Origin of the sequence: Streptomyces sp. NPDC007095, from assembly GCF_040634475.1 — a bacterium.
Classification (GTDB): domain Bacteria; phylum Actinomycetota; class Actinomycetes; order Streptomycetales; family Streptomycetaceae; genus Streptomyces.
Map to the genome: position 1 here is coordinate 14251 of NZ_JBEYFS010000113.1, position 22779 is coordinate 37029.

Sequence of the window (22779 nt, forward strand, 5' to 3'; positions counted from 1 at the left end):
CACGTGACGAGGAGACCGGCTGGCCCGCCGCCGACCTTGCCGTCATCGAGCAGGAGGCAGGCGCCTGCCCCTTCGGGCGCGTCACCCGCCGCCACGGCACCGAGACGATCGCCGCGTACACCGCCCAGGACCGGCTGGCCCGCCGCCGACCTCGCCGTCATCGAGCAGGAGGCAGGCGCCTGCCCCTTCGGGCGCGTCACCCGCCGCCACGGCACCGAGACGATCGCCGCGTACACCGCCCAGGAACTGACCGCCGAGCACGCCCGGCTCATGGACCGCGCCCGCCAGCACCAGGACGCCTACTTCGTACGCCTCGCCGGCCTGGCGCAGCGCGCCGCCGACTGGGCCGACAAGGTCCGCGCCGCCGCGCACGCCGATGCCGTCCACGTCCAGGCCGAGAAGGCCCGGGCCCGCATCACCCGCTGACCGGCACCACTCACCGCCGCCCGTGGAGGCCTGCGCCATGTACGAGCTCGTTAGGCGTCGGTGAGGAGGGGGTCGTACGGGGTGCCCGTGCGGCGGCCCGCCATGAAGGAGAGGAAGTCGCCCACGAAGACGCTCCGGCCGTAGGCGCCGTCGGTGGTGGTGAGGTCGCGGTGGAAGGCGGTGCGGAAGAGGGTTCGGTACTCGTCCGCGTCGATGCTCCCGTTGCCGTCCTTGTCTGTGGCGTCGAAGAGGACCTCGGCAACGCGGATGAGCGCGGGTCCGGCGAGGGAGGGGACGGCGGTGGCGTACTCCTCGGCGCTGACGCGGCCGTCGCCGTCCGTGTCGAGGGCGGCCTGGAGCTCGCGCCACCAGGCGGCGAAGGCGTCGTAGAGCCGGGCCTCCTCGGGTTCGTCCAGGTCGAGGCGAGTGGAGAGTTCGCGTGCCATGGCGGCGAGGTCAGGCCAGTCGAGGTGGCCGTCGCCGGTCTGGTCCAGCACTCGGCGGAAGAACTCCTCCGCCGAGCGTCGGTTCTCTTCTGTGCCCGCCGAAGGCGCCGGGTCGGGATTGGTGTCGCCGCTCAGTGGTGTGAGGAGGCGGAGCAGGGCCGATGCCCGCTTCATGCGGGCGCGCAGGGCGGATACGGTGCGGGCGCGAGGGTCGTCGCTGTCGGGCGAGAGTGAGAGGGCTTCGATGATGCTTTCGGCGTTGATCCAGCCCTCGGGCAGGAATCGGGCGAGCCCGGCGGCGAGGTAGGCGCCCTGCATGAGGGTTGGGGCGCCGGGCATCTCGGGCAGACCGGCCCGACGCCGGTAGGGCTCGGGGAGCGAGGCGACGGTGATCGCGCCGAGGAGCGGACCGGCGACAGCGCGGCCGGCCGCCCACAGTGTCGGCACGCCGTCGAGCAGCGCAGGGGCGGGCAGGTGGTCGAAGAGCCGGTAGAGGATGACACGGGCCGCCTCGGTGTTCTCCAGCTCGTTTTCGACGACCCGGTCGAAGTATCGCCAGAAGTCGTTCAGGTCCTCGGGGAGTTCTGCGGCGTCGCCGTCGAGCGCGGCAAGGAACGCGCGGTACTCGGCGTACATCCGCTCCATCGTGTCCTGGTCGAGCGGCTGGCCGCTCAGCCGGCACATGGTGACGGCGCTCTCGAAGAGGGTGGCGACCACCCAGGCGCGGGTCGCGCGGTCCATCGCGTCGTAGGCGCGGCCGCGGGAGTCGGAGCCGCTCATGCGGGCGTGCAGCCGGTTGAGTCGGGCGGCCTCCCGTTCGCGTACCGCTGGGTCGGTGCCGAACATGCGCCGCATGCTGAGGAAGGTGTTGCGCAGTCGGCGCCAGGGGTGGGCGACGAAGGTGGAGTTGTCGACGAGGGCGGCGCCGATCTGCGGGTGAGCGGCCTCCAGTACGGTGGCGCGGATCATGGCCAGGGCCCAGCGCGGGTCGTCGAAGAAGGCGCTGAACTGCGATTTCGGGCCGAACAGGGATGCCTCGTCGGCCGTTCCCGTGGTTTCGGTGGTCATGATGGGTCTCCGTTCGTCCGGGCGGGCACGCCGCCGAAGCGGCGGTCGCGGCGCCGGTAGGTGTGCAGGCAGGCGAGGAAGTCGGGAGCGCGGAAGTCCGGCCAGAGCACCTCGGGGAAGACCCACTCGGCGTAGGCGACCTGCCAGAGCATGAAGTTGGAGATGCGCTGCTCACCGGAGGTGCGGATGACCAGATCCACATCGGGGGTGTCGGGGAAAGGCAGGTGGTCCGCGAAGAGCCGCTCGGTCACCTCGTCGGCGGGCGTCCCGCTGCGGATCAGCGATCTTGCGGCCTCGACGATGTCCCGGCGCCCGCCGTGGTCGAAGGCGACGGTCAGCGTCATCCCCCGGTTGTCGGTGGTCAGCGCCGCCAAGTCGTCGAAGTCCTGGGCCAGTTCACGGGGGATGCGCGGGTCGGCGACCCCGAGGAAACGGCAGCGGATGCCGCGCGCGAGCAGCAGCGGCGCATGCTTGCGCACAACCCGGCGCACCAGACGCATCAGGAATTCGACCTCGGTGCCAGGGCGGTTCCAGTTCTCGGTGGAGAAGGCGTACAGGCTGAGCCACTCCACGCCGGCGGCCCGGGCCGCCTCGATGACGTCGATGACGGCGGTCTCCGCGGCCCGGTGACCCGCCGTACGGGGAAGCGAACGCCGCTGCGCCCAACGGCCGTTGCCGTCCATCACGCAGGCCACGTGCCGCGGCCCCGCACGCGCCGCCCTCTCGTCCCGCCGCTGCCCGCCGGGTCCGCCACCGCACTGTCGCCCGCCCGGCCGGTCCTCCGTCACCGCGCGTGCGCGCGGGACGCCCTGGTCCGTCACGCCCGGCCCCGCCCCGTCCGGAGCGGCACGACCGGCCGTACCGCGCTCGGTCACGCCCACCCTGCCTCGCCGCTCCCGCCTCGCCCACGCCCCACCGGCGCGTTCCCTCCCGGGAGTCTTACAGCGCGAAAGGGCCCTGACCTGCCGAACGAGTGGCCATCACCCTTGACTCGTACGATCGAATCTGTCCGAGTGCTAGAGCGGCGAACTCGCGCACAGGTCCTTTCAAAGCTCCAATCGATGCGCGGGTTGGAGCGTGACCGCATCCAAGAATCCGCGAACTCGCGCGCTTCCGACCGCGCGATGTCCAAGGTCCGCAACGGCGAGCGCGGCCGCGGTGGGGTCGAGCGGCGCCTGGTCGCCCTCGGCGCTCGCCCTCGTGACGCGGGCGAGCCGGGCCGGGCGTGGCTGACGGAGGCCCTGCACGACGTCGGCGCGCGGGGCGTACGCCACGGCGGCCACCACCGCTTCTGCAGACAGTTGACGCGTGTTGCCGCCTGGCTGGCGACGCTATCAGAGCGACGAACCCTTCACCGGTGAACGCAGTAGGCGCTCAGGCGAGAGCCTGAAGGCCGATGGGCCACAGCAAAGTGGTGGCCGCCCAGGTGAAGCCTGCGCCGAAAGAGGTCACGACGACTCGTTGCCTGGGTTTCAGTTGCCCGTCAATCGCGGAGTGGCTCAGTAGCAGGGGGATGGAGGCTGCAGAGGTATTGCCGACGTGGGTGATGTTGGACGGTACGCGCTCTGGCGGGATTCCCAGGGTGTTGGCCACGGCTGCGCTGATGCGTGCGTTTGCTTGGTGGACGATCAACCTGTCAATGTCCTGGATAGCCCATCCAGCTGCGGCGGCTGATTCTTGAGTCACGTGAGTGATGCGGCGCACCGCGTGACGGAATACTTCGTTTCCTTTCATGTGTACGTACCGGTTCCTCACGTCGTCGGTTGTGCGTGGGGGGCGGCGGGAGCCCCCGTCGGGGATGTAGATGGCGTCTGCCTGCTCGCCGTCGCTGCCCCATGCAACTGGTCCGAGAGCTCCTGATTCGTCAGCGTGTCCGGCTGTGAGCACGACTGCGCCTGCTCCATCTCCGAAGATCGGCGCTGTAGATCGGTCGGCGGGGTCGATGACGGCCGACATCTTCTCCGCTCCGATGACCAGTACGTTGCTGGCGGTTCCCGCGTGGATGAGTCCTGCTGCGACGGTCGTTGCGTAGACGAAGCCCGAGCAGCCTGCGCCGAGATCGAAGGCGGGGACTTGACGCAGGCCGAGTTGGTGGGCCACCAACGGCGCGGTGCCGGGCACATGATGGTCCGGAGTGGCGGTGGCCAGGATGACGGCGTCGATGTGTTCGACCTCCGCCGATTTCATCGCCCGTAGTCCTGCCTCTACCGCCAGGTCACTGGTGGCCGTCGCCGGATCGGCGATGTGTCGCTCGGCAATGCCGATACGGGTGCGAATCCATTCATCCGTCGTATCCAGGCGTGATGCGAGTTCGGCGTTGCTTACCTTCTGCGGGGGCAGGTAGGACCCCAGGCCGATCAGTCGCGCGGCAAACGCTGGCGACGGAGTCGTGGCTTTACGTGCAAAGATCAACGGTTTGTCTTCTCTGTTCGCGTCACCGTCAGCGGAGGATCTGCCTTCGGGATTCCGTCTGACCTGGCGCTCGTTGTGATCCCGCTGTCGCCGGCGTGCTGCCACTGGTGTCGGCAGGTGAGGGTCGGAGCTTCTGGCGAGGGGTCGGGGCACGACTATGCGTCGGCTACTGCGTGTGGTCGATCTGCCTGTGGGCGGGGGCCCTGCTCTCCCGGGCTCTCGTGGTCGAGGGTGACGCTGCCCGTTGGGCCACCAGGTTGACCAGGTCGCCGACGGTGGGTGCCGTCGCCAGTTCGTGTTCGGTGATCACGACGCCCATGCGGTCCTCGAGATTCATGGACAGCAGGGCAACGGCCAGGGAGTCGATGCCGGCTTGTGCCTGCGTGGCCCGGGGAGTGATCGGTGCGGCCGGCAGATTTCCCTGTTGGACCAGGATGTCTTTGATGAGCGCAAAGTCGATGACGGTGGTGGTATTGCGGTCAGCGGCGGGTGCCGGGAGCGTCACGCCGGTGTGGGGAGGTTGGCCCGGCACCTGCGGGTCGTTGAGAGGATGCGGGAGTTCGTCCACCGCGTCGTGGAACAGGCTGGGCAGCTGGTTCAGTCCGGGGAGAGCGGCGTCGGTGACGAAGCAGACGCTGGTGGTTCCGTTGTAGCTGCAGGCCACGATCGACGCCGGCTGGTGCCGTGGGAGCCAGTTGAAGGGCTGGATGCGGGTGACGGGGTCTTGTTTGTAGCGGAGGGGCCGGTGGATGGCGAGGTAGGACGTGGTGATGGTGGCCCGGTCGGGTGTGGTCAGCCGGGTTGCCAGAGCCTGGAAGGCGCGTGCGGGGACGAGGTCCATCACGGAACGCATGGCCTTGTGACGGGTTGGGTCTTTGGCAGTGCGGGTGGCGGCGATGATGTGGTCGAGGCGGCCATCAGCTGTCGGTTCGTGGCAGGGGAGGGGCGCGGGTGTGAAGGTGCAGTAATTTCCCGGCCTGTCGTGTTCCTCGGCCCTGCGCAGGTTGACCATGGTGATTGCCGGCAGGGGCCTGTCGGCGCCGCGGGGCCAGGATTGTGATGTCCACGTGCGCAGGGCTCCGCTGAGGGTGGCCAGGAAGCCGTCGTTCGTGTCGCCGCCGCGGGCGGTGGCGGCCTGCCGCAATCGCTGCGTGGGGACATGCGCCCAGCTGATGTCACGGTGGCCGGTGAGCGGCAGTGCGGTGTCGTTCCAGACGTTGTTGGTGGCGCTTGCGGTGAGCATGCTGCGCACGGTGCCCAGGTAGGCTCCGGCGCCTGCCCGGGGCGCGGGCTGCGTGGTGGGCGCGGGTGCGGTGCCGAACAAAGTGGTCAGGGTGCCGAGCAGGCCCATGCCGTCCTGGGTGCTGTGGTGCGCTCGCAGGCAGATGGCATAACGCTCCGGGGCGTACCCGGCGAGCAGCCAGATGTCCCACAGGGGGCCCGTGTCGGGCAAGGGGTGCGCGACGAGGCCGGTCAGAGCCGTCTCGAGGTGCTGTTCGCCTGATGGGAGGTGCTGTTCGCGGACGCGGTGGTTCAGGTCGGGGGTTGGGTCGTGGTGCCAGCGGGCTTTGAGTCCGGGGCCGCGGAGGTAGTGCGTCAGGCGCGGCTCGGACTCCAGGTGGGAGGCGACATGGCGGCGGAGTTCACTGAGGGCGGGAGTAGTTCCTTCGAGGTGGAGGATCACTCCGATGGTCTGGGAGATCGAGGGATGGACTTGGGCCATGTCGTGCATGGTCAGGTCCATGGGGGTGGGACGAAGGGGCACGGTCACGGTGTTCTCCGCGGTGGTGGTTCGGTGGGGAGACAGGGGTCAGGCCGGTGTGAGCCGGAAGATCCGCAAGCGGCGCCCTGAGCGTTGGGCGAAGGAGACGTAGGCGGGCCAGACTTCGACGAGGTGGTCCCAGGCGGCGGCCCGCTCGGTCCCCTCCAGGAGGGTGGCGGTCACCGGCAGCGTGCTTCCGCGGCGGGTCACGCTTGCTCGGGGTGTGGCGATGAGGTTGTGGGACCAGGCGGGACTCGGGGGGCGGCCGAAGTTGGTGTCGACGACGAGATAACTTCCGTCTGATTCGAGGTGGCACAGCAGAGGGGTCTGACGGGGCTGGCCGCTGCGCCGGCCGATGGTGGTGAGCATCAGGGAGGGCAGCGTGGCGGGCATGAGGAGCATCCGGCCCCCGCTGAGGCGGTGAGCTGCCCTGTCGACGCCCGGTGCAATATGAGACATGACGTGCACGAAGTGGGCGTTTCCCCCCGCTTTCTTCAGGGCACGGGCGATGAGCCCGTCCTGGTGTGTGCCACTGCTTCGAAGGGGCTCGGGCTGCGCCGGTGTGGCGGCTGTGGGGCGCCTGGCGGCATAGTCGCGTCGGGCGCTGCCCCCGGTTGCGGCAGCCTTGCGGGTAAGCTCCGGAGCCATGGCGTAAGCACGGTAGAACGAGGGCAGATAGCCGGGGATGTCGACGGCCGGCCGACGGCTGCTGATGGCCTGAACGGTCGCGGCTGCGACCTTTTCCGGTGTGGTGGGCGGCAGGAAGTCGGCGATCCTCGGCATGCGGGCCGAGGGGACGTGGACCTTGAAGAAGTCGGTGCCTACGACGGTGGCCGGGCGCACCAGGGTCACGCCGATATTGGAGCCGGCCAGTTCGATGCGCAGCATCTCGGTGTACGCCTCGACAGCGGCCTTCGCCGCGGCGTAGGCCGCCGATGGCCCTTTGACGAAGATCCGTCCCGCGGCCGAGCCCATCGCCACGATCTGCCCACCTCGGCCCGCCCGCATCAGCGGCAGCACCGCTGTGACGGAGCAGACCAGGGCATCGTAGGAGGTGCGCATGGACAACTGGGCCTGCTCGACGGTCATCTCTTCGATGTCCGCCCAGCGGATGTAGGCGGCGTTGTGGACCAGGACGTCGATGCGCCTGTGCTCGGCATGGACCTTGGCGATCCACTCCTCAAGGGCGGTGCGGTCGGTCACGTCGACATGCGCGAACATGACGGATGCCGTCCCAGGCAGCTGGGCGAGTTCAGCAGCGGCTCGGTCGAGGCCGGCCTGGGAGTTGTCGCACACGTACACGTGGACCCCGGCCGCGGCCAAGGCACGGGTCAGGGCCCAGCCGATGCCCGCTGCACCTCCGGTGACCAGGCATACGCGCCCGGGCAGGGAAGGGCGAGCCGGCTTGGAGCGGAATGGGTTCATGGGGCTGTCCTTTCGGCGGGTTGCACACTGCTGTGCCGGCGGCCTGGCAAGACGACGCGTGATAGCCGGATGCGATGGGTGAGGTGGCCCAGGGCGAGCAGAGTGAACGCGTCGGTCAACACGGGGACGTAATACGTGAAAGGACGCGGGCCGAGCATGTCGGGAACGGAGATGATGCTGCCGTCGGGACGCTGCTGGGTGAGCAGGTAGCGAGTGGCGCGCGCAGCGGGAGCAGAGTCGAGCTGCCCGGCCAGGATGATCAGGGCATAGGCGGTGCTGATGGCATCGCTCGGGGCGCCGTTCTGCTGTCCGAAGCCGCCGTCCGCGTTCTGTGCGCTCTTTACTAGGCCGGCGATCCGACTGCTCATGTCATGGACGCTCAGAGAGGACTGCCGGTGGTGGGGGCGAGTGGCGAGGTACGCCCTGAAGAGGGTGTGCAGGCGACTGCTACTCCAGCCTGGAGGAAAGGAGCCATCAGGCATCTGGCGGTCGGCGAGGAACCGCAGAGCAGACTCGATGAGGTGCTGGTGGCGGCCTTGGGTGCTGAGCGCGTTGATCGCGGCGGCGGTCATGCACGCCTCGGAGGGAGTGCCTGATCCGTACGTGGGGAATCCGCCGGCGGCGCCGCGAACCGCGATCAGGGCGTCCAGGGCACGCCGAATCGGCTCGCGGTAGGCATCCGCGTCCAGCTGATGCAGGAATTCGACCGCGACGGTGGTGCAGTCCGTGTCGGAGAGCTGAGCGTGGTCGGTGTAGGACCAGCCGCCGTTGGCGTGCTGGACGCGCACGAGGTGCCGGGCGACGCGGTGCAGCACCTCGCGCGGTGCGTCGGCGCTACACAGGGCAAGGCCAGAGGTGACTGTGCTCCACGTGTCGGTGTCCGTGACAAAGGGCAGGCCGCCGTCCTCCCGCTGGTGCATGAGGGCGGTGCGCAGACCGGCGTCGACGACGCTCTCCATACCGGGCACGTCCACCAGAGCGTGCAGAACTGACAGGTGAATGAAGAGGTTTCCCTCCCACACCGTTCCCGGGCTCAGAGTGGATGCCAGCAGGGTGACATCGTCCCGGCCAGCTGGGGCTCTGCCTGCCGCCCGGCCCAGGATTGCATTCACGGCAACGGCCTGCACAACAGCCCAGGGATGCAGCGCGCTCGCATCGAAGGCATGGGGAGCAACGTCGTCATAGGCGGTAGCTGCCCCAAGCATGGTGAAGATGGCTTGGACCAGAGCGCGTTTGCGAGGTCCGGTAAAGTCCGGGACACGGCTGACAATGTCCTCAAGGACCTGGTGATGCGCCGGGTGCCCGGTACTCCGGCCCAGGGCGGTAGCGGCCACAGCCGAGTCCATCAGATCTCCGCTGCATCGGTGCCGCTCCAGGTAACGCACCATGCGGTCACGTGCGTCACGGTGGCCAGATCCACACCGCTCCACCAGTGGCAGGGCGAGCGCGGATTCAAGGACCCGGCTTCGACAGGAGTCGCGCACGGCACCGTCCACTCCCACCCGGTTCAGCAAGTGCGCCAAAAGACGCCTACGTCCGGCAGGCAGCGCTGACGGGAAACGCGACGATGGCCAAGCCGGGGGAAGCTGCTCGGCGGCAGGAAGTCTCATCGATAGCACAGTCCTTGGGCACGGCAAACACGGTGAATGCGAAACCGATAGGGGTGGGAGTGAACGAGATCAGTCACATAGACCGGGGCGCTCGAGCGACCAACGGGCGTCGAAGCGATCGGTGACACCGAGCCAGTGCAGCGTCGCAGCCACAAAGGACCCGAGAGCCGCCACGTAACGCTGCACTCCGTCCCGCTCGGTTCCGGAAGCGGCCATCGCCGTCAACGAAGCGGCAAGCTCATGGAAATCCCTGACTCGGTCATTTCGCATTACCGTGACCTGCTCGCGTGCCGAGGACAGGGAGCAACCGCGTTCACGGCCCAGCATGGTCACCAGGTTGTCGTGGTCCTCCTGCAGGTCATCCTCAGCCGAGACCAGGTCATTGGTCCAACCGGCCACATCAGCCACAGCCAGACGTAACGCGCTCATGAGGTCTTCCCCGCCGGGGAGCCCGGGCCAGGGCGCGCCAGCGGTGCACTCCAGGATGTCTGCCATGGGCAGCGCGGTAATAGTCCTGCGACGCCGCAGGACGTAGTCGCTGAGCCCCAGCCGCACCCGGTCGGTGCGGCCGGCGGCCTCTTCACATGTGGCCAGGGCGAAGTCGCGGTAGTCGGCAACGAACCGCTCCCGCCACTGCGTGGACATCCGCGGAGCCGTACGCCGCCACAGGTCGTCCAGAGCCTGCTCGATCCCACTGCCCGATCCGGCCGCACCACCGGTGATCACGCCCAGCAGCCGGTTGAACAGCGACGCAACCCCCTCCGGGCGGGTATCGACCCGACTGCGGTCGAACCGGTCGTCGAGCAGGCAGATGAACGCAGCCCACTGAGCCGTCAGTTCCAAGTCGCAGTCGCTCGCCTCCGGCACGGTCAGGCGAGCGAATTCCCCCAGCCGCATGGCAACCAGACGCTTCTCCTCAAAAGCGTCAACCGCCAGTCTTAAATCCCGCGCCCAGGCCAACACCGCAGCGTTGGCCTTCTCAGCACGGACGTCACCCAGGAGGCCAGGACAGTCAATGCCGACGCCAGATTCCCCCAACATCCGACTCAGCCCAGCGCCGGGACCACTTCGACACGGCCCGCGAGCGTGGCCAGGCTGTTCCCGCTGGGAACCGGTGGCGCACCGAACGCCTGGGAGAACACCGCCGCACCGTCCTGCACGAGCATCGTGTCGAAGGGCTTGCCCTCAACCGAGCCAGGCGAGTGCAAAGACGGCATGGTGACCGTCATCTTCGTCATGTCGAGCTCGTACGTGGAGAGATCAACTGGCTTCGATGCTTCATTTCCGACAGCCGCATCCACCGACATCGACCGCCGCGCCAAGTCACCGTGCGCCCCGGTGAAGCGCAGACTGCGCCCGTCCGAGGCCCTGGTGAAGGTCATACCGCCACCCGCAGTCCAGGACCCCTCGGTCAGGTCGAGACTGATCTTGCCCTTCATCGGCCACTGCACGCACGGGGTTGGCCCTGAAGAGTCGAGCGCAGCCGGAGCACCAGCCGACACCACGACTCCGTCAGCCGTCAGGTGCTGAGCCGCCGCAGAAGACAAGCACCATGTGACCGTCCCGGCAACAGGCATCACTGGTCCCGCAGCCACAGCCGCAGTCACGGCAAGGGCGGACAGGGAAACCAGAGCAGTGGCAATCACAGCACGACGCCGCATGGGCAAGCCTTCCGTCAGAGGGCCGCCAGAATTGCCTATAACCATTCCAAGATCGGGCAAATAAGCGTTTCTGCTCTTGAAGTTCACCTGAAGGCGTGAAACAGCGGCTTCACAGCCGGCCGCCGCGTCCTGGACCAGCTGCTGTACCTGAGCGACCCGGAGACCGGCACCGCCTCGATCAGCCAGAACGAGATGTGCGCCAAGCTGGGCGCGAGCAAGCCGACCGTGAACCGCGGCTTCAAGGAGCTCCGCGAGTGCGCATTTGCCTGAAAGCCTGGGAGACGGCCTCTACCACGAGCGCGCCACTTGGCCACGCTGGCCAGGTAGCGCGCTCAGTTGGCTGGTGATCTGGGCGCCCTCCACCGGGGCGACCGCGCGGGTGCGGTCGCATGAACGCCCTTCCACGTGGGCAGTTGGCAGGCGACTCCCTCGGCGACGCCGAGAACCCTGCCATCGCGAGCTCCGCGGCCGATCATACGGAGGTGCTCGCAACTCGGTTCGCGCGATTCAACAAGGGCACAGAGGACCTGCACCGCCGGGGAACCCCTACCTACCCGTTGATAGATCGTCCCTGCCTGGCCCCCTGCATGGTCATCACGGCCGCGCAGGGGGCTTTTTCTGCGTCACGGGCCAGCGCCGTCGGTTCGACATAGCTCGTCCGGCTCCAGCGAGAAGAACAGGACGTAAGCGTCTGTGGCCTTCGCTTCCCGCACGGTCCGTTCGTACAGAAGATCGAACATGTCCTGTCGCGTATAGCCGGGCGGCGGCACGCAGGTCCCCGAGGCAGTCACCATCTCAGGGAAACGGTTGCTCTCATCCCACTTGATGGTGATGATCCAGTGCCACCGCGGGCGGCGACTGCGGGGGGGGACTTCGAGGCGCGAGGCACGTCACTACGCTTCCCTGAACTTCGCCCCCCAAGATCACTCCATGGAGGGGTTAGAAATTGGGTAGGCCGCGAGGACGCGCGGAACTCTCGTGAGCACGTGGAGGGGCGACCGGTGGGCGAGCAACCAGTCTTGGCGATGGGCGTAGTTGTTGACCACGGCCGGCTCCTGCTGATCTGTCGCGCCGCCCCCGAGGCCGATCTCGTCTGGGCACTGCCTGGTGGCACCGTCGAGCCGGGCGAGACGGCCGAGCAGGCGGCCGTCCGGGAGACGCTCGAGGAGACCGGCCTCGGTGTGGAGGCGGTCAGGCTGCTCGGCGAACGCGTGCATCCCGACACCGGCCGGCTCATCGCCTACGTGGCGTGCACGGTTCGCGGGGGCACGGCGCGCGCCGCATCGCCGCGCGAGGTATCCGCCATCGCCTGGGCTGCACGCGGCGAGATCCACCGGTACGTGCCGCGCGGACTGTTCCCGCCCGTGCAGGCCTACCTCGACGGCCGGTAGCCCAAAGGCCCCCTGCTTGGTCCTCGTGACCGTACAGGGGGCATTCATGTCCGGGGTCAGCGACGGCGGGCGGCGACCGCGTCCGTGTACAGCTCCCGTGTCAGGTCCTCGGGGCCGATGCCGAGGTCGGCGAGCACGGCACGGATGTCGTCCAGCGCGGCCGTAATGTCTTCCTCGACGACAATCGTCTCGACCTCGAGGAACGTCCCGTCGATCTCGGGTACGCGCACGAGGGTGGCGAGCATCTGCCGGCCGCGGGCCTCGAAGTCGTAGTTCCGACACCGCTTCGAGAAGGCGATCGACGGGGCGTAGCCGAGGCCCTGCAGGATGGCGTGCGCCTCCTGGGAGTCCTCGACCCGGGTCTCGTGTTCGGGCTTCGAGCCGGAGGCTTCGTCGACCGTCGCGTCCTTGAACGTCAGCACGGTCCTCAGGCCGTTCGGGCCGCGGACGGTCCGCACTCGCAGCTCCTGGTCCGCCTTCTCCAGCGAGCCGTCTGGCCGGTCGTAGTAGGTGTCCTGGTACACCTCGATGCGGGCCTCGGCGCGCTCGTCGAGCTGCCGCATGACCGCCTCGGGCGAGTGGACCCGGGCCTTCAACTCCGCCTCGATCACGTGCGCTTCCCCTCTCAGTTCACACTGTCCGCTCCGCGCCGTCGACGATCGCATCGAACATCCGGCGGAACCCCCGGAAGAGGGGCCCGTGCGGCGTCTCCATGACCTTGTACGTGGCGCTCTCGTGGCCTTCCCACCCCGCGTCGAAGGCGCTGACGAACATGGTGGAGTCCGTGCGGATGAGCCGCCAAGTAGGCAGCATGCGGTACCTGTACACCTCGATCTCGGACCAGGCGGCCAGTTCGCGAAGCCGCGCCTCGGCGAGCCGGACGCCTCCGGCCAGAGACTCGGAGGACTCCCCGATCTCGGCTGCACGGCGGTCCAGGACATCGGAGTCCGGGTCGAGCAGCAGGACGCGGATGCGGAGCCCCTTGCCGCCCTGGTCGCGGGGAAGGCAGGCGCGCAGAAGGCTGTCGTTCAGCCCGATCAGGCCGAGGCCGCGCACGGCCAGGACGTCCAGCTCCTTTGCCTCGCGGGCCTGTTGCTGGATTTCGTCGGCCGCCGAATTCTGTGCCGCGTACACACGGACCACCTCGGGGAACGCGGCGAGGTCGAAGGCTGGCCCGCCGGAGCGCTTCTCTCGGCTCGCGGCGAGGCCGAGCAGGTGCCGGGCGTCGTCAGGCATGTGGAGGCCGTCGGCGATCCGCTCGTACACGTCGAGGCGGGACACCTCGCGGCGCCTGTTGATGATCTCGTTGACGCGGGCCTGCGTCATCCCGGTGGCCACGGCGATGCGGGACTGGCTGGCCCCGGCGTACTGCTGCACCTGGCGGAACACGGCACCCATGTCGCGGGCGCGGAGGGCCTGACGGACCTCGGCGCGCTCCCATGCCCAGTCGGGCAGTTCGATCGGTTCGAGTGCGGTCGGCATGGTGCGGCCCCCGGTTTCCATGGCGGGATGGAAAGCCATCTCACCGTGAGATTACCGGTGGGGGATCGAGTCGACACCGTCCGTCACAAGATCCTGGCCAGATCGTATGAACCCCGGCGGCCGCGCGAACGGCCCCGGGCGCGGACGACTGGTTGGAGTCGACATGGCAGAGATTACGCAGACCCAGAGCGCGCCCACCACCCCGACGGCCTACGCCTACTGCGCCTGGCATAAAGGGATCACGCGGGACGTCCGCCTGATCCAGATCGAAGAGTCGGGATCCGGCCCGGGAACGGGCCGCCAGCGGTTCGCGTGCCATCCCTGCCAGATCCGGTACGGCTTGGTCCCGCTCGCCGACCGATGGCCTCCTGGAAACGGAAGCCGCCCCAGGTCGCCGATCTGACCCGCGCTCAGTACTCGGGGTGGGACTGCTGCTGGTGCCGGAAGCGGCTCACCCGCGGGGCCCGGTCCGCCGGCCGCGCGACGGGGTCCAGCGGCGCCTACGACCTGAGCGTCGAGGTCTACGAATGCGGCTCGCGCTGCCCGAAGCGTCCCCGGCGCCCCACCTCGCGAACAGGAGACACTCCGTGAGCAAGTCCACCCTGCCTCGCGCTCAAGGCCGCATTTCTGGCTACTGCTGGGCGGAGCACACGGGCACGCACGTCCACTGCACCAAGCCCTTCGGTCACAGCGGCCGGCACTGGCACCCGTACAGCAAGACCAGTTGGTAGACCTGCGCCACTGAAGACTCCCGCCCGTCGACGGCAACCAGCCAGTCCCTCGGGGCGGGCGGGACCAGGCCCCGGCCGGGTCATCCCCGGCCGGGGCCGCTCCGTGCCAACTGGCCGCAGACCCGGCCCGCACGGCCCGCTGCCCGGTCTCACAGCCTCGCAGCGGGCCGTCGTCGACTTCGCCCGCCGCCCCTCGACGACGGCCCAGCACGCCAACTCCCTCAGGTGCAGAATGACCCCGCACAATCGGGAGGGGAACATGGCGAGACGCAGCCGCCTCGTCAGACGGGGCATCGTCATCGTGATCGCGGCATCAGCGCTCATTAGAGGACCATCCCTTCTGCAGCCCTCTTCGGTAGGGTTGTGACCTCTCGGTCCCGGTGGGTTTGTGCGGCAACCCGTTCAGCGGGCCGGCCTATGTCGTCAACGCGTCCCGGAAGCAGGGGCACCGACGTTGGCGCACCCGCGAACTGATCTGCGAGCCCTGCTACATGCGCGGTCGGATCGACCCTGAGACCAACATCGTGCCCGTCGACTCCGAGCGCACCGCCGACCGCTTCCAGTGGTACCCGTGGCCAACCGGCCGCGGGGAGCTGCTGCCGCCGACCGCCTGCGAGGCGTGCGGCCTGGTGATCGTCCGGCACGGGGACCCGCTGCTGAAGAGGGTGACGTGCTCGGCATCCTGCCTCACGTCTCTAACCCGTAGCCGTAACGGCAGCCAGGGGAGCGGCCAGCCGTGCGAGACGTGCAGCGAACAGATCACCACGGGCCGCGCAGACTCCCGGTACTGCGGTCCGGCCTGCCGACAGAAGGCATATCGGCGGCGAGTCTCTAACGCGTAGCCGTAACACGCCAGACGTGTGCCCCCGACTGCCATGGGGTATGGCCGGGCACAGTACGGGGCTGGCGACCGCGAACGATACTGGGGAATCCGACCAAGGCGGGGAGGCCGCGGTGCTCTTCACACCCGACGCGTGCGCGAACTGTGACACTGCTCTGGCCATCGATGTGCGCGGCCTCTTCTGCGCGACCGGCTGCCGCGAGACCGCCAAAGCCATCCGCTACGCCCGTGCCGCACTTCGCGATGGCCGCCTCGACGACCCCGAAGTCATGCGCGCTGTCGACGCGAAGTTCGTATGGGCGCGCATGGGCGGTTACGACACCCGTGAGGAGCAATTGTCAATAGTTGTGGATCAGTTCGCTTCTTGACCGTTCGTAGTGCTGGTCGCCTCCAACTGTTGGCGCAGTTGCCTGATTTCAGCGACGAGGCGGGGGACGGTGCCGCGGGCGGCGGCGATGAAGTGCGCGTTCTGGTCCCATCGCTCATCGACGGCATCGACGTAGCGGGGCTGTTGGATGAGGGTCGCAGCCACGATCTCGCGATGGTCGAAGCCCGGCCACCGCTCGCCGAGGCCGGTGTCGGGCACGGTGCTCACGGCGACAAGGCTCATGGCGTCGGCATCATCGAGGTTGCGGACGAACCACGGGCCCGGAGTCGCGGCCCCTGCCAGCTCGTCGAGTTCGTCCAGTTCCTCGTCGGTGAGGGGATCCAGGGCGGCATCAGGCCGCGACCTCGTTTCGCTCCACGAGCTGGCCATTCTCGAACCTCGCGCCCGCGCGGACCAGCGGGACCAGGTGTGCGCCGGTGATCGCGCGCCAGCGGTCCGCCATCGGCGGTCTTCTCGCTTCCTCCGGATCAAGCAGACCCAGTATCAGCGTGTCCACCACTCAGGGGGAGGCACCTCCAGCCCCGGCCAACCGCTCATCGCCCCCCGGTCACCGGAGTGCATCGGCGCCCCCTCATGGGACGACACGGCGCCAGGACGCCAGGTCTCACCCATCGCGGCTCAGGTCGGCCCCGGACGGAAGGCTACGGCTTCCCGGAGGCTTTGACAGAACGGATGCCTGCGACTGCCAGCACTACCGCAGTCAGGGACCACGCAGGGACACTGCTCGACGGATACAGGACCACAGCCCACCAGGCGTGGCTTCCCGCCGGGCCACGTCCCGCGACGATGCTGGCGATCAGCAGCATCATACCCGTGGCGATACCTGATGCGGTGTTGCCCACCTGGGCGATCAGAAGACCGATGCAGATCAGCAGCAGTACGTTGCGGGCGGTGTCGAAGCCTGTCACGAAACCAGCTGCCAGACACAGAACGAATACGGACGCCACGCATGCCGCATCGATCACGGCGACAGGCACCACAGCGGTCCGCTCGATGTGATCGACACGTCGGTTGAGGCAGTACAGGACCGCGGAGGACACCAGCAGCGGGGTGAAGTAGGCCAAGGGCGTGACGCCACTGCCGCTGAGAGCGGGCAGCTCGATACTGCTCTTTCCCGAAAGCTGGCATACCACTGCCATCAGGATGATCGCCGCAGCTGCGGTCCACCACTTCCGCACCGCTGTCACATAGAGCCTCAACGCGCCCCCTCCACTGTGCAGGCATGGTCAAGGACCTGCTGCGTGAACCAGGCGGACTGCTGCTTCACTGGCTCATCGAGGACAGGACCCACCAGGCTCCACAACTGCGGATCGGTTTCCTTGCGCACCTCGTCCTTGTTGCCTGCAACGGCAGTGGCCCATAGGAGTTCTGGAGCGGACGGGCCTCCGCACGAATGCTTGCCATGTTGGGCCGCGGTCCCCTCGACGGCCGATACTGCCATGACATCGGCGGCCGTGTGGTATTCGGCTTGCTGGTGAACAGTAGGAAGTGACCAGTGCAGCCGCCATACGCCCGGTGCGGGCTTGGCTGACGGCGACAGGATCTCCATACGCTTCGGCTGTGTGACGCCAGCGGCGGCCAGGGCACTGAGCGGGCCTTGGGTGCTGTGGCGGATCTGCGGAATGTAGGAACGGTACTCCGGTGGAACGCAGATCTGCGGGGAGGTTCCAGAGCACACGGAATGAACGGCACGTACGGTTTCCGGGTTGCTGTAGCCCCATCCGCTGACTGCGGCGTATCCGGCGAGGAGTGCTACGGCGGCGGCACCTGTGCCGGCGGGGAGGAAGACGCGGCGGGGGCCGGTACGGGTGAGGAGCCATGTGACGGCTATAAGACAGCCGGTGAAGATCCATGGCACGAAATAGATCTCGGCCCGGTGGACATCGGTGATGGTGGATGTTCCGTCGATGAACCCGCCGAGGTGCCTCAGCCATGCGTTGGACATTGCATGTGGCATCGTCAGCCAGGTCCAGCACAGGGCTGCTGCTGCTGGTGCGGCAATACTTCTGTGCAGGCGCCCGCCGGCGTACCAGCCGATCACGGCCCACTCGGCAGGGACGATGATCATGTGTGCCAGTGCGGTCCAGCCGGCACCGGAGGGAAGTACTCCGGTGTTGATCCGTGCCAGGACGACGGCGAGCACGAGAAGTGCAGCTTCCAGTGCGGCGAGGGGAGTGCCGATGAACAGGAGCAGCGACCATCGTGACCGGGAGGATGTGGTCAGCATGTGGCGTACGGGCCGCATGCGCCCCGAGTCCCATGCGGCGCATGCGGCGACGGCCGGGGCGATGGTGGCCAGTGCATAGATCGTGCTCTCGCCCGACTCGATTCCGTAGTGTGACGGGACGGTGGATACCGCACTCTGCATGTACAGGTATACGAACAGGGCGGCCGGCAGGATGACCCATTGGGCCGCCGAACGCCGCAGCTGATGCCAGATGATCACCTGGATCCTCCTTCGAGGACAGCGGTGTAGGCGTCTTCCGCGGCGCGTTCTGAGTGGATCCGGGTTCCCGAATGGGCGAGGAACGAAGGAACGGGTCCGTTGAACAGGACCTTTCCCCCATGAAGTACTACGACATCGCTGAAGGATTCACTGATGTCGGCGATGTCATGGGTAGAGACGATCACATGTGTTTCGTCGCGCAGTAATGCGATTAGCTGGAGGAATGATCTGCGCTGTTTCGGGTCGAGTCCTACGGTGGGTTCGTCGAGGAGGAGGACCTTAGCGCGGTGGACGAGGGCCTGAGCGATGGCGACACGCTGCTGCTGCCCGCCGGACAGCTCGCTGACCTTCCGGTCTGCTTGCTTGGCAAGGCCTACACGTTCCAGTGCCTCGCCGGACGCGCTCGATGCGTCGCGCTGTGTCATCCCCTTGAGCCATCCCGCATAGGTGACGTGCTGACGGCAGGTCATTCCTGAGAGGAATGACGGCTTCTGCGGGAGCCATGCCACTGCTGCGCGGTAGGCCGCGGACTGCTTGCGGTTCCACGGGCTCAGGCCGTTGAATGTCACGCCTCCGGACTGTGGGCGCAGTGCGCTCGCCCCAAGCGACAGCAGTGTGCTCTTGCCTGCTCCGTTGGGTCCGAGGAGAACCGTGGCTCCGGAGGTGAAAGCCAGATCGAGGTTCTGGATGACGTCGTCACCTCCCCGGTAGCGGAAGGTGCACTCGCGGAAGGTGATAGGCATGCAGGGCCTTTCTGTGTGCCGGGCCCCCGCGGCACGCTGTGCGGCGGGGGCCCGGAGAACTACCGATCAGTAGTAGACGGAGAGCGAACTGACCGACACGGGAGCGTAGACGTTTTGCCCGTAGTCGACGACGAAGTAGTAGTCGCCACTGCCGTGGTCGTCCCAGTTGCCGGTTGACGTGGCGCCGGAATTGAAGCAGTTGGTGAAGGTCGCAGTGCTGTACAGCGGGTCAGGCCCGAAGGTGTCCTTGCGCAGCGTCACGTTGACGGCTTGCGATCCCGATCTTGTGCAGTTGGTGAACTTGATCGACGTGGAGCCGCCGTCGTCGGTCCAGCGACGTGACTCGAAGTCATTTCCGACATTGGTAAGGCTGCTGGACCAGGATGATGCCTGAGCGGGCACCGCGAGAGCGCCGACAACTGCCGCTGCCGCCATTCCGACCATCGAAGCGCGCTTGCCTGTGCGCGCCATGGCTGAGGAGGGTCAAATTCCCTTCCTATAGGACAGGTTGAGGGATGGACTTGTGAAGGTGATCTTGGTTGAACATGCGGAAGGTACGGGACGTGTGAGGATGATGACAATCACATTTGAGGAAAATCTGAGGTTCGCCCAGCTGCCAGTTCACGCAGGGTCGGGGGGCGCCCTGTAGACGTGGCAGTACAACCGGTCCGGCGAGCACGGCGCATCCGACCGCAGCCACGGCGAGACGTCCACCGCCAGCACCAGTCGCCCGTCCGGAAAACGGGGTAGCGGCAGGCCGGCCAGCACCTCTGTCAGTCTTGGGTGAGACGTTCCGCTTCGACGGGTTGGTACTGCAACCGCATCTGTGGGTTGTGGCCTCGGCGTTTGCAGTGGGAGCGGCGGGCGCGGGCCTGGCTGCGTCGTCGGAAGCGTGACCAGTGCGGATGGTGGAGTAACTGTCAAATCCTGTGGATCAGCGCGGAGAACCTCAAGCCAGCTGTAGCCATTGATCGAGGACTGCGAAGTCCTGGTCGGTGAGGCCGCGGGACGACGCGACGCGATGGAGGATCGCCTGGCCGGGGTGATGGGTGGATACCCAGTCTCGGTCGGCGTCGGTGATCTCGTCGTCGACCCAGGCGAACGGGCGTCCGTCCGCCCACGCGACGAGGGTTCGGGTCTTCCAGTGGAGCCCGAACCACTGGTCTTCGCGTTCGTGGGCGGCTGAGGGCTCTGGCCAGTTCACGACCGGCAGCTGCGGCAGGCCGAGTCGCGGTGCCAGCTCGATATTGGCCTCTTCTTCCCAGGTGGTGGCCCAGACCAGGTCGCACGGCAGCGCCGCGAGCCGCGGCCCGATCTGCGGGTCGGGCCGCGCCAGGTGCGAGTTGGATGCGGTGCCCGCGAGATCGCGCTGCGGGTCGTCACCGAACGGCAGGAGCGGCCCGTCGACGTCCAGGAAGAGCAGTGGACGGTTCCCGTGCCTGGTCATGCTGCGCTCACCTCGGGGCGCTCGACGAGGTAGCCGTTGTGGAATGTGGCGCCGTTGCGGACGAGGGCGACGAGGTGGGGTGCGGTGATCGCGCGCCAGCGGGCCTGGGCGGACTCGGTGAGCTTGAACACCATGGCCAGGGCTGCTGCGGGGCTGCCAGCTCCGCGGGTGACCCGGGTCCTCAACTTGACGGTGCTGAAGGTGGATTCGATCGGATTCGTCGTTCTGAGATGGACCCAGTGTTCGGCGGGGAAGTCGTAGAACGCCAGGAGTTCATCGGTCTCGTCGGTGACCTTCTTCACCGCCTTGGGCCACTTCGCGCCGTAGGCGCGATCGAAGTCCTTGACGGCCTTCTCGGCGTGGTCGCGGTCTTCGGCGTTGTAGAAGATCTCCTGCAATGCCTTCTTCGCTCCGGGCTGGGCCGACTTCGGCAGGGCGTTGACCACGTTCCGGGTTTTGTGAACCCAGCACCTTTGGTGCCTGGTCTGCGGAAACACCTCCGTGAGAGCCCGCCACAGGCCCATCGCGCCGTCACCGACCACGAGCTCGGGGGCCCGCATGCCGCGCCGCCGGCAGTCACGTAGCAGGTCGGCCCAGGACTCGGTGGACTCGCGCAGTCCTTCGGCGAGCGCGATGAGCTCCTTGCGGCCGTCGGTGCGCACTCCCATGAGGACCAGGACGCAGGAGCGGGCCTGGCCGAGGCGGATCTTGGGGTGGACGCCGTCGGCCCACACGTAGACGTAGTCGGATTCCGACAGGTCGCGGGCTTGGAAGACGGCGTGGTCATCGCTCCATTGCTTGGTCAGCCGGGTCACGGTGGCCGGCGAAAGCCCGGCCGAGCTGCCGAGGAACTGCTCCATGGCGGGCACGAAGTCGCCGGAGGACAGTCCGTGCAGGTAGAGCAGGGGAAGAACCTCGCTGATCTTCGGGGACTTCCGGCACCAGGGGGCCAGGATCTTCGACGAGAACCGCTCGCGCTCGCCCGTGGCGGCGTCGACGCGCTTGTCGTTCACGCGCGGCGCCTTGACCGGGACCGGGCCTGCGGCCGTGGTCACGGTGCGCTCGCGGTGGTGGCCGTTGCGGACCACCAGCCGGCGACCGGCTTCGTCACGCTGGTCGGCCAACTCGGCTATGTACTGGTTGACTTCGGCCTCCAGGGCCACGGCGAGCATCCGCCGGGCGCCCTCGCGGACGATGTCGTCCATCAGGAAGCCGGTCTCGGTGGTTCCGTCGTTGTTGACTACGCTGAGCAGTCGGGTAGCCGGGACGCGTTGCTGCGTCCCGGCCCCCTCAGAACCGGACGTGCGAGTCATCCCCGCATCCGGCTCAAGCTAGCCTGTGGCTGCCTGTTGGGTGTCAAGCCTTCGGTCACCAGCATGTACCTGATGATGACAGGTCGTGTGGATCAGCTCCAGGTTGCTCGGGTGGTCGCTACCGCCCTTGCTGCGGTAGGTCAGGTGATGCACGTGGATCGCCCGGAGGCTCCCCGTGAACCACTTGACCCAGTCCTGAACGTCGTCCGGGTCGAATCCGGCTCCGTCGATCAGATCTAGTCCGCACCTGGGACACAGCCCTCGCTGGCGGTAGGCGAGGGAGAGGATTTTCCTGGGCTCCCCCACGGCCTGCACCCGCTTGCGTCGACGGTTCCCCCAGTACTCTTCCAGCTCCGGATCATCGGGCGACGCATCGTCCTTGACCAGGGTGTGTCGCTGGATCGGCATCCAGGCGGCTTGTTGCAAGTAGTGCTCGGGAGTGCCGAACACCCACTTGCTGGACCTGCCTGGCTGGAACCTGCCCCAGTACCTCTGCTTGATCCATCCCCAGGGTTTGCGGCGATGCCGCCGCATAGCCCAACGCTTCAGGACCTCGAAGGTGTAGGCGTCCAGTTGGTTGAAGGTCTCCTTCGAACAGACTGACCGGTAGTACGTGGACCAGCCACGCACGAAGGGTGACAGTGCCCTGACCAGGTATTCCGTGGGCGAGCCACTGTTCTCCCTGGCCGTGACACTGATCCTCTTCCGGGCTCTCTGTAGGGCGTCCCGGCTCGGCTTGATGATCAGCTTCTCGCGGAACCTGCCGACGTTGAACCCCAGGAAGTCCACCCCACTGGAGAGGTGCACCACCCTGGTCTTCTCCTCGTTGAAGGAGAGACCCCGGGGTTCGAGCCATGCGGCAAGGTCCTGCTTGGCCTTCATAGCCTCTTCCTCCGTGGTGCAGAACACCACGAAGTCGTCGGCGTACCGAACCAGCGCCGGCGAGGTCGTCTTCGCGTTCCACGGACGGTTCGCTCCGATGACCTCTCCCATCCCATGGAGAGCGATGTTCATCAGCAGCGGGCTGATCACGCCCCCAACGCAATGGGCAACTTCTGCTTCGAGGTGACGCTCGGCTACCGGCGCTTGGAACTCCTCCCTCTCACGGAGGGTAAGGGCCGTCACAATGGGTAGTAGGTTTGTGACATGGTGCGTGGTGATCGTGTCGATAGCGTCGAGTACGCCCG

General features: G+C 67.5%; 24 protein-coding genes and 1 pseudogene. 5 read left to right on the forward strand and 20 right to left on the reverse strand.

The window, feature by feature from the left end:
* The first annotated feature begins 36 nt into the window (after nucleotides 1-36).
* Nucleotides 37-426, forward strand: a complete 390-nt coding sequence (locus ABZ656_RS32410; protein ID WP_360272557.1) for a hypothetical protein — start codon at nucleotides 37-39, stop codon at nucleotides 424-426.
* Nucleotides 427-476: 50 nt separating this feature from the next.
* On the opposite strand, the gene ABZ656_RS32415 is transcribed toward ABZ656_RS32410, so the two are convergent.
* The gene (locus tag ABZ656_RS32415; protein ID WP_360272560.1) at nucleotides 477-1940 is read right to left on the reverse strand and encodes an oxygenase MpaB family protein; all 1464 of its coding nucleotides are present in this window, start codon (nucleotides 1938-1940) and stop codon (nucleotides 477-479) included.
* On the reverse strand, nucleotides 1937-2623 hold the full coding sequence (uppS, locus tag ABZ656_RS32420; protein WP_360272602.1) for a polyprenyl diphosphate synthase: 687 nt from the start codon (nucleotides 2621-2623) through the stop codon (nucleotides 1937-1939). Before uppS ends, ABZ656_RS32415 begins: the two co-directional genes overlap by 4 nt.
* Nucleotides 2624-3001: 378 nt before the next feature.
* On the opposite strand from uppS, the gene ABZ656_RS32425 reads away from it, so the two are divergent.
* Nucleotides 3002-3301, forward strand: a complete 300-nt coding sequence (locus ABZ656_RS32425; RefSeq protein WP_129592422.1) for a hypothetical protein — start codon at nucleotides 3002-3004, stop codon at nucleotides 3299-3301.
* A 13-nt stretch (nucleotides 3302-3314) separates the two neighbouring features.
* On the opposite strand, the gene ABZ656_RS32430 is transcribed toward ABZ656_RS32425, so the two are convergent.
* The 6 genes from ABZ656_RS32430 to ABZ656_RS32455 all read right to left on the reverse strand — a co-directional run bounded on the left by ABZ656_RS32430 (nucleotide 3315) and on the right by ABZ656_RS32455 (nucleotide 10897).
* Entirely contained in the window at nucleotides 3315-4352 is a 1038-nt protein-coding gene (locus tag ABZ656_RS32430) for a beta-ketoacyl-ACP synthase III (RefSeq protein WP_360272563.1), read from the reverse strand.
* A gap of 166 nt (nucleotides 4353-4518) precedes the next feature.
* Entirely contained in the window at nucleotides 4519-6123 is a 1605-nt protein-coding gene (locus tag ABZ656_RS32435) for a wax ester/triacylglycerol synthase domain-containing protein (RefSeq protein ID WP_360272566.1), read from the reverse strand.
* Between the two features lie 39 nt (nucleotides 6124-6162).
* On the reverse strand, nucleotides 6163-7539 hold the full coding sequence (locus ABZ656_RS32440; protein WP_360272569.1) for an SDR family NAD(P)-dependent oxidoreductase: 1377 nt from the start codon (nucleotides 7537-7539) through the stop codon (nucleotides 6163-6165).
* Nucleotides 7536-8927: a prenyltransferase/squalene oxidase repeat-containing protein gene (locus ABZ656_RS32445; protein ID WP_360272572.1), complete on the reverse strand. Its 1392-nt coding sequence runs from the start codon at nucleotides 8925-8927 to the stop codon at nucleotides 7536-7538. Before ABZ656_RS32445 ends, ABZ656_RS32440 begins: the two co-directional genes overlap by 4 nt.
* Nucleotides 8928-9218: 291 nt before the next feature.
* Complete coding sequence (locus ABZ656_RS32450; RefSeq protein ID WP_129592458.1) at nucleotides 9219-10190, reverse strand: hypothetical protein; 972 nt, start codon at nucleotides 10188-10190, stop codon at nucleotides 9219-9221.
* A gap of 5 nt (nucleotides 10191-10195) precedes the next feature.
* Nucleotides 10196-10897, reverse strand: a complete 702-nt coding sequence (locus tag ABZ656_RS32455; RefSeq protein WP_360272576.1) for a hypothetical protein — start codon at nucleotides 10895-10897, stop codon at nucleotides 10196-10198.
* Between the two features lie 938 nt (nucleotides 10898-11835).
* On the opposite strand from ABZ656_RS32455, the gene ABZ656_RS32460 reads away from it, so the two are divergent.
* Nucleotides 11836-12201: an NUDIX hydrolase gene (locus ABZ656_RS32460; protein WP_360272579.1), complete on the forward strand. Its 366-nt coding sequence runs from the start codon at nucleotides 11836-11838 to the stop codon at nucleotides 12199-12201.
* Between the two features lie 56 nt (nucleotides 12202-12257).
* On the opposite strand, the gene cyaB is transcribed toward ABZ656_RS32460, so the two are convergent.
* On the reverse strand, nucleotides 12258-12812 hold the full coding sequence (cyaB, locus tag ABZ656_RS32465; protein ID WP_101408705.1) for a class IV adenylate cyclase: 555 nt from the start codon (nucleotides 12810-12812) through the stop codon (nucleotides 12258-12260).
* A 19-nt stretch (nucleotides 12813-12831) separates the two neighbouring features.
* The gene (locus ABZ656_RS32470) at nucleotides 12832-13704 is read right to left on the reverse strand and encodes a helix-turn-helix domain-containing protein (protein WP_360272583.1); all 873 of its coding nucleotides are present in this window, start codon (nucleotides 13702-13704) and stop codon (nucleotides 12832-12834) included.
* Nucleotides 13705-14270: 566 nt separating this feature from the next.
* Here ABZ656_RS32470 and ABZ656_RS32475 point away from each other — a divergent pair.
* Nucleotides 14271-14414: a hypothetical protein gene (locus ABZ656_RS32475; protein ID WP_180362825.1), complete on the forward strand. Its 144-nt coding sequence runs from the start codon at nucleotides 14271-14273 to the stop codon at nucleotides 14412-14414.
* 954 nt (nucleotides 14415-15368) lie between these two features.
* Nucleotides 15369-15623: a hypothetical protein gene (locus ABZ656_RS32480; RefSeq protein ID WP_129592456.1), complete on the forward strand. Its 255-nt coding sequence runs from the start codon at nucleotides 15369-15371 to the stop codon at nucleotides 15621-15623.
* On the opposite strand, the gene ABZ656_RS32485 is transcribed toward ABZ656_RS32480, so the two are convergent.
* The 10 genes and pseudogenes from ABZ656_RS32485 to ABZ656_RS32530 all read right to left on the reverse strand — a co-directional run.
* On the reverse strand, nucleotides 15608-16012 hold the full coding sequence (locus ABZ656_RS32485) for a hypothetical protein (RefSeq protein ID WP_360272587.1): 405 nt from the start codon (nucleotides 16010-16012) through the stop codon (nucleotides 15608-15610). The genes ABZ656_RS32480 and ABZ656_RS32485 overlap by 16 nt on opposite strands.
* Complete coding sequence (locus ABZ656_RS32490) at nucleotides 15975-16142, reverse strand: hypothetical protein (RefSeq protein ID WP_266944576.1); 168 nt, start codon at nucleotides 16140-16142, stop codon at nucleotides 15975-15977. Before ABZ656_RS32490 ends, ABZ656_RS32485 begins: the two co-directional genes overlap by 38 nt.
* A 142-nt stretch (nucleotides 16143-16284) precedes the next feature.
* Nucleotides 16285-16842 carry a hypothetical protein gene (locus tag ABZ656_RS32495; protein WP_129592455.1) on the reverse strand — a complete coding sequence of 186 codons (558 nt, stop codon included), beginning with the start codon at nucleotides 16840-16842 and terminating at the stop codon, nucleotides 16285-16287.
* Nucleotides 16839-18089: a hypothetical protein gene (locus ABZ656_RS32500; protein ID WP_360272592.1), complete on the reverse strand. Its 1251-nt coding sequence runs from the start codon at nucleotides 18087-18089 to the stop codon at nucleotides 16839-16841. Before ABZ656_RS32500 ends, ABZ656_RS32495 begins: the two co-directional genes overlap by 4 nt.
* Nucleotides 18086-18832 carry an ATP-binding cassette domain-containing protein gene (locus ABZ656_RS32505; protein ID WP_360272595.1) on the reverse strand — a complete coding sequence of 249 codons (747 nt, stop codon included), beginning with the start codon at nucleotides 18830-18832 and terminating at the stop codon, nucleotides 18086-18088. The genes ABZ656_RS32500 and ABZ656_RS32505 overlap by 4 nt, the downstream gene beginning before the upstream one ends.
* A 66-nt stretch (nucleotides 18833-18898) precedes the next feature.
* A complete protein-coding gene (locus tag ABZ656_RS32510) occupies nucleotides 18899-19303 on the reverse strand; it encodes a hypothetical protein (protein ID WP_101408697.1) in 405 nt (134 codons plus the stop codon).
* Between the two features lie 174 nt (nucleotides 19304-19477).
* Nucleotides 19478-19600: pseudogene (locus ABZ656_RS32515) on the reverse strand (transposase); the annotation flags it as partial.
* 181 nt (nucleotides 19601-19781) lie between these two features.
* Nucleotides 19782-20279, reverse strand: a complete 498-nt coding sequence (locus ABZ656_RS32520; protein WP_101408696.1) for an HAD domain-containing protein — start codon at nucleotides 20277-20279, stop codon at nucleotides 19782-19784.
* Nucleotides 20276-21532, reverse strand: a complete 1257-nt coding sequence (locus ABZ656_RS32525; RefSeq protein ID WP_101408736.1) for an IS256 family transposase — start codon at nucleotides 21530-21532, stop codon at nucleotides 20276-20278. Before ABZ656_RS32525 ends, ABZ656_RS32520 begins: the two co-directional genes overlap by 4 nt.
* Nucleotides 21533-21610: 78 nt before the next feature.
* Nucleotides 21611-22779: group II intron maturase-specific domain-containing protein (locus ABZ656_RS32530; protein WP_360272599.1), on the reverse strand; the 1169-nt coding region annotated here is incomplete at its 5' end.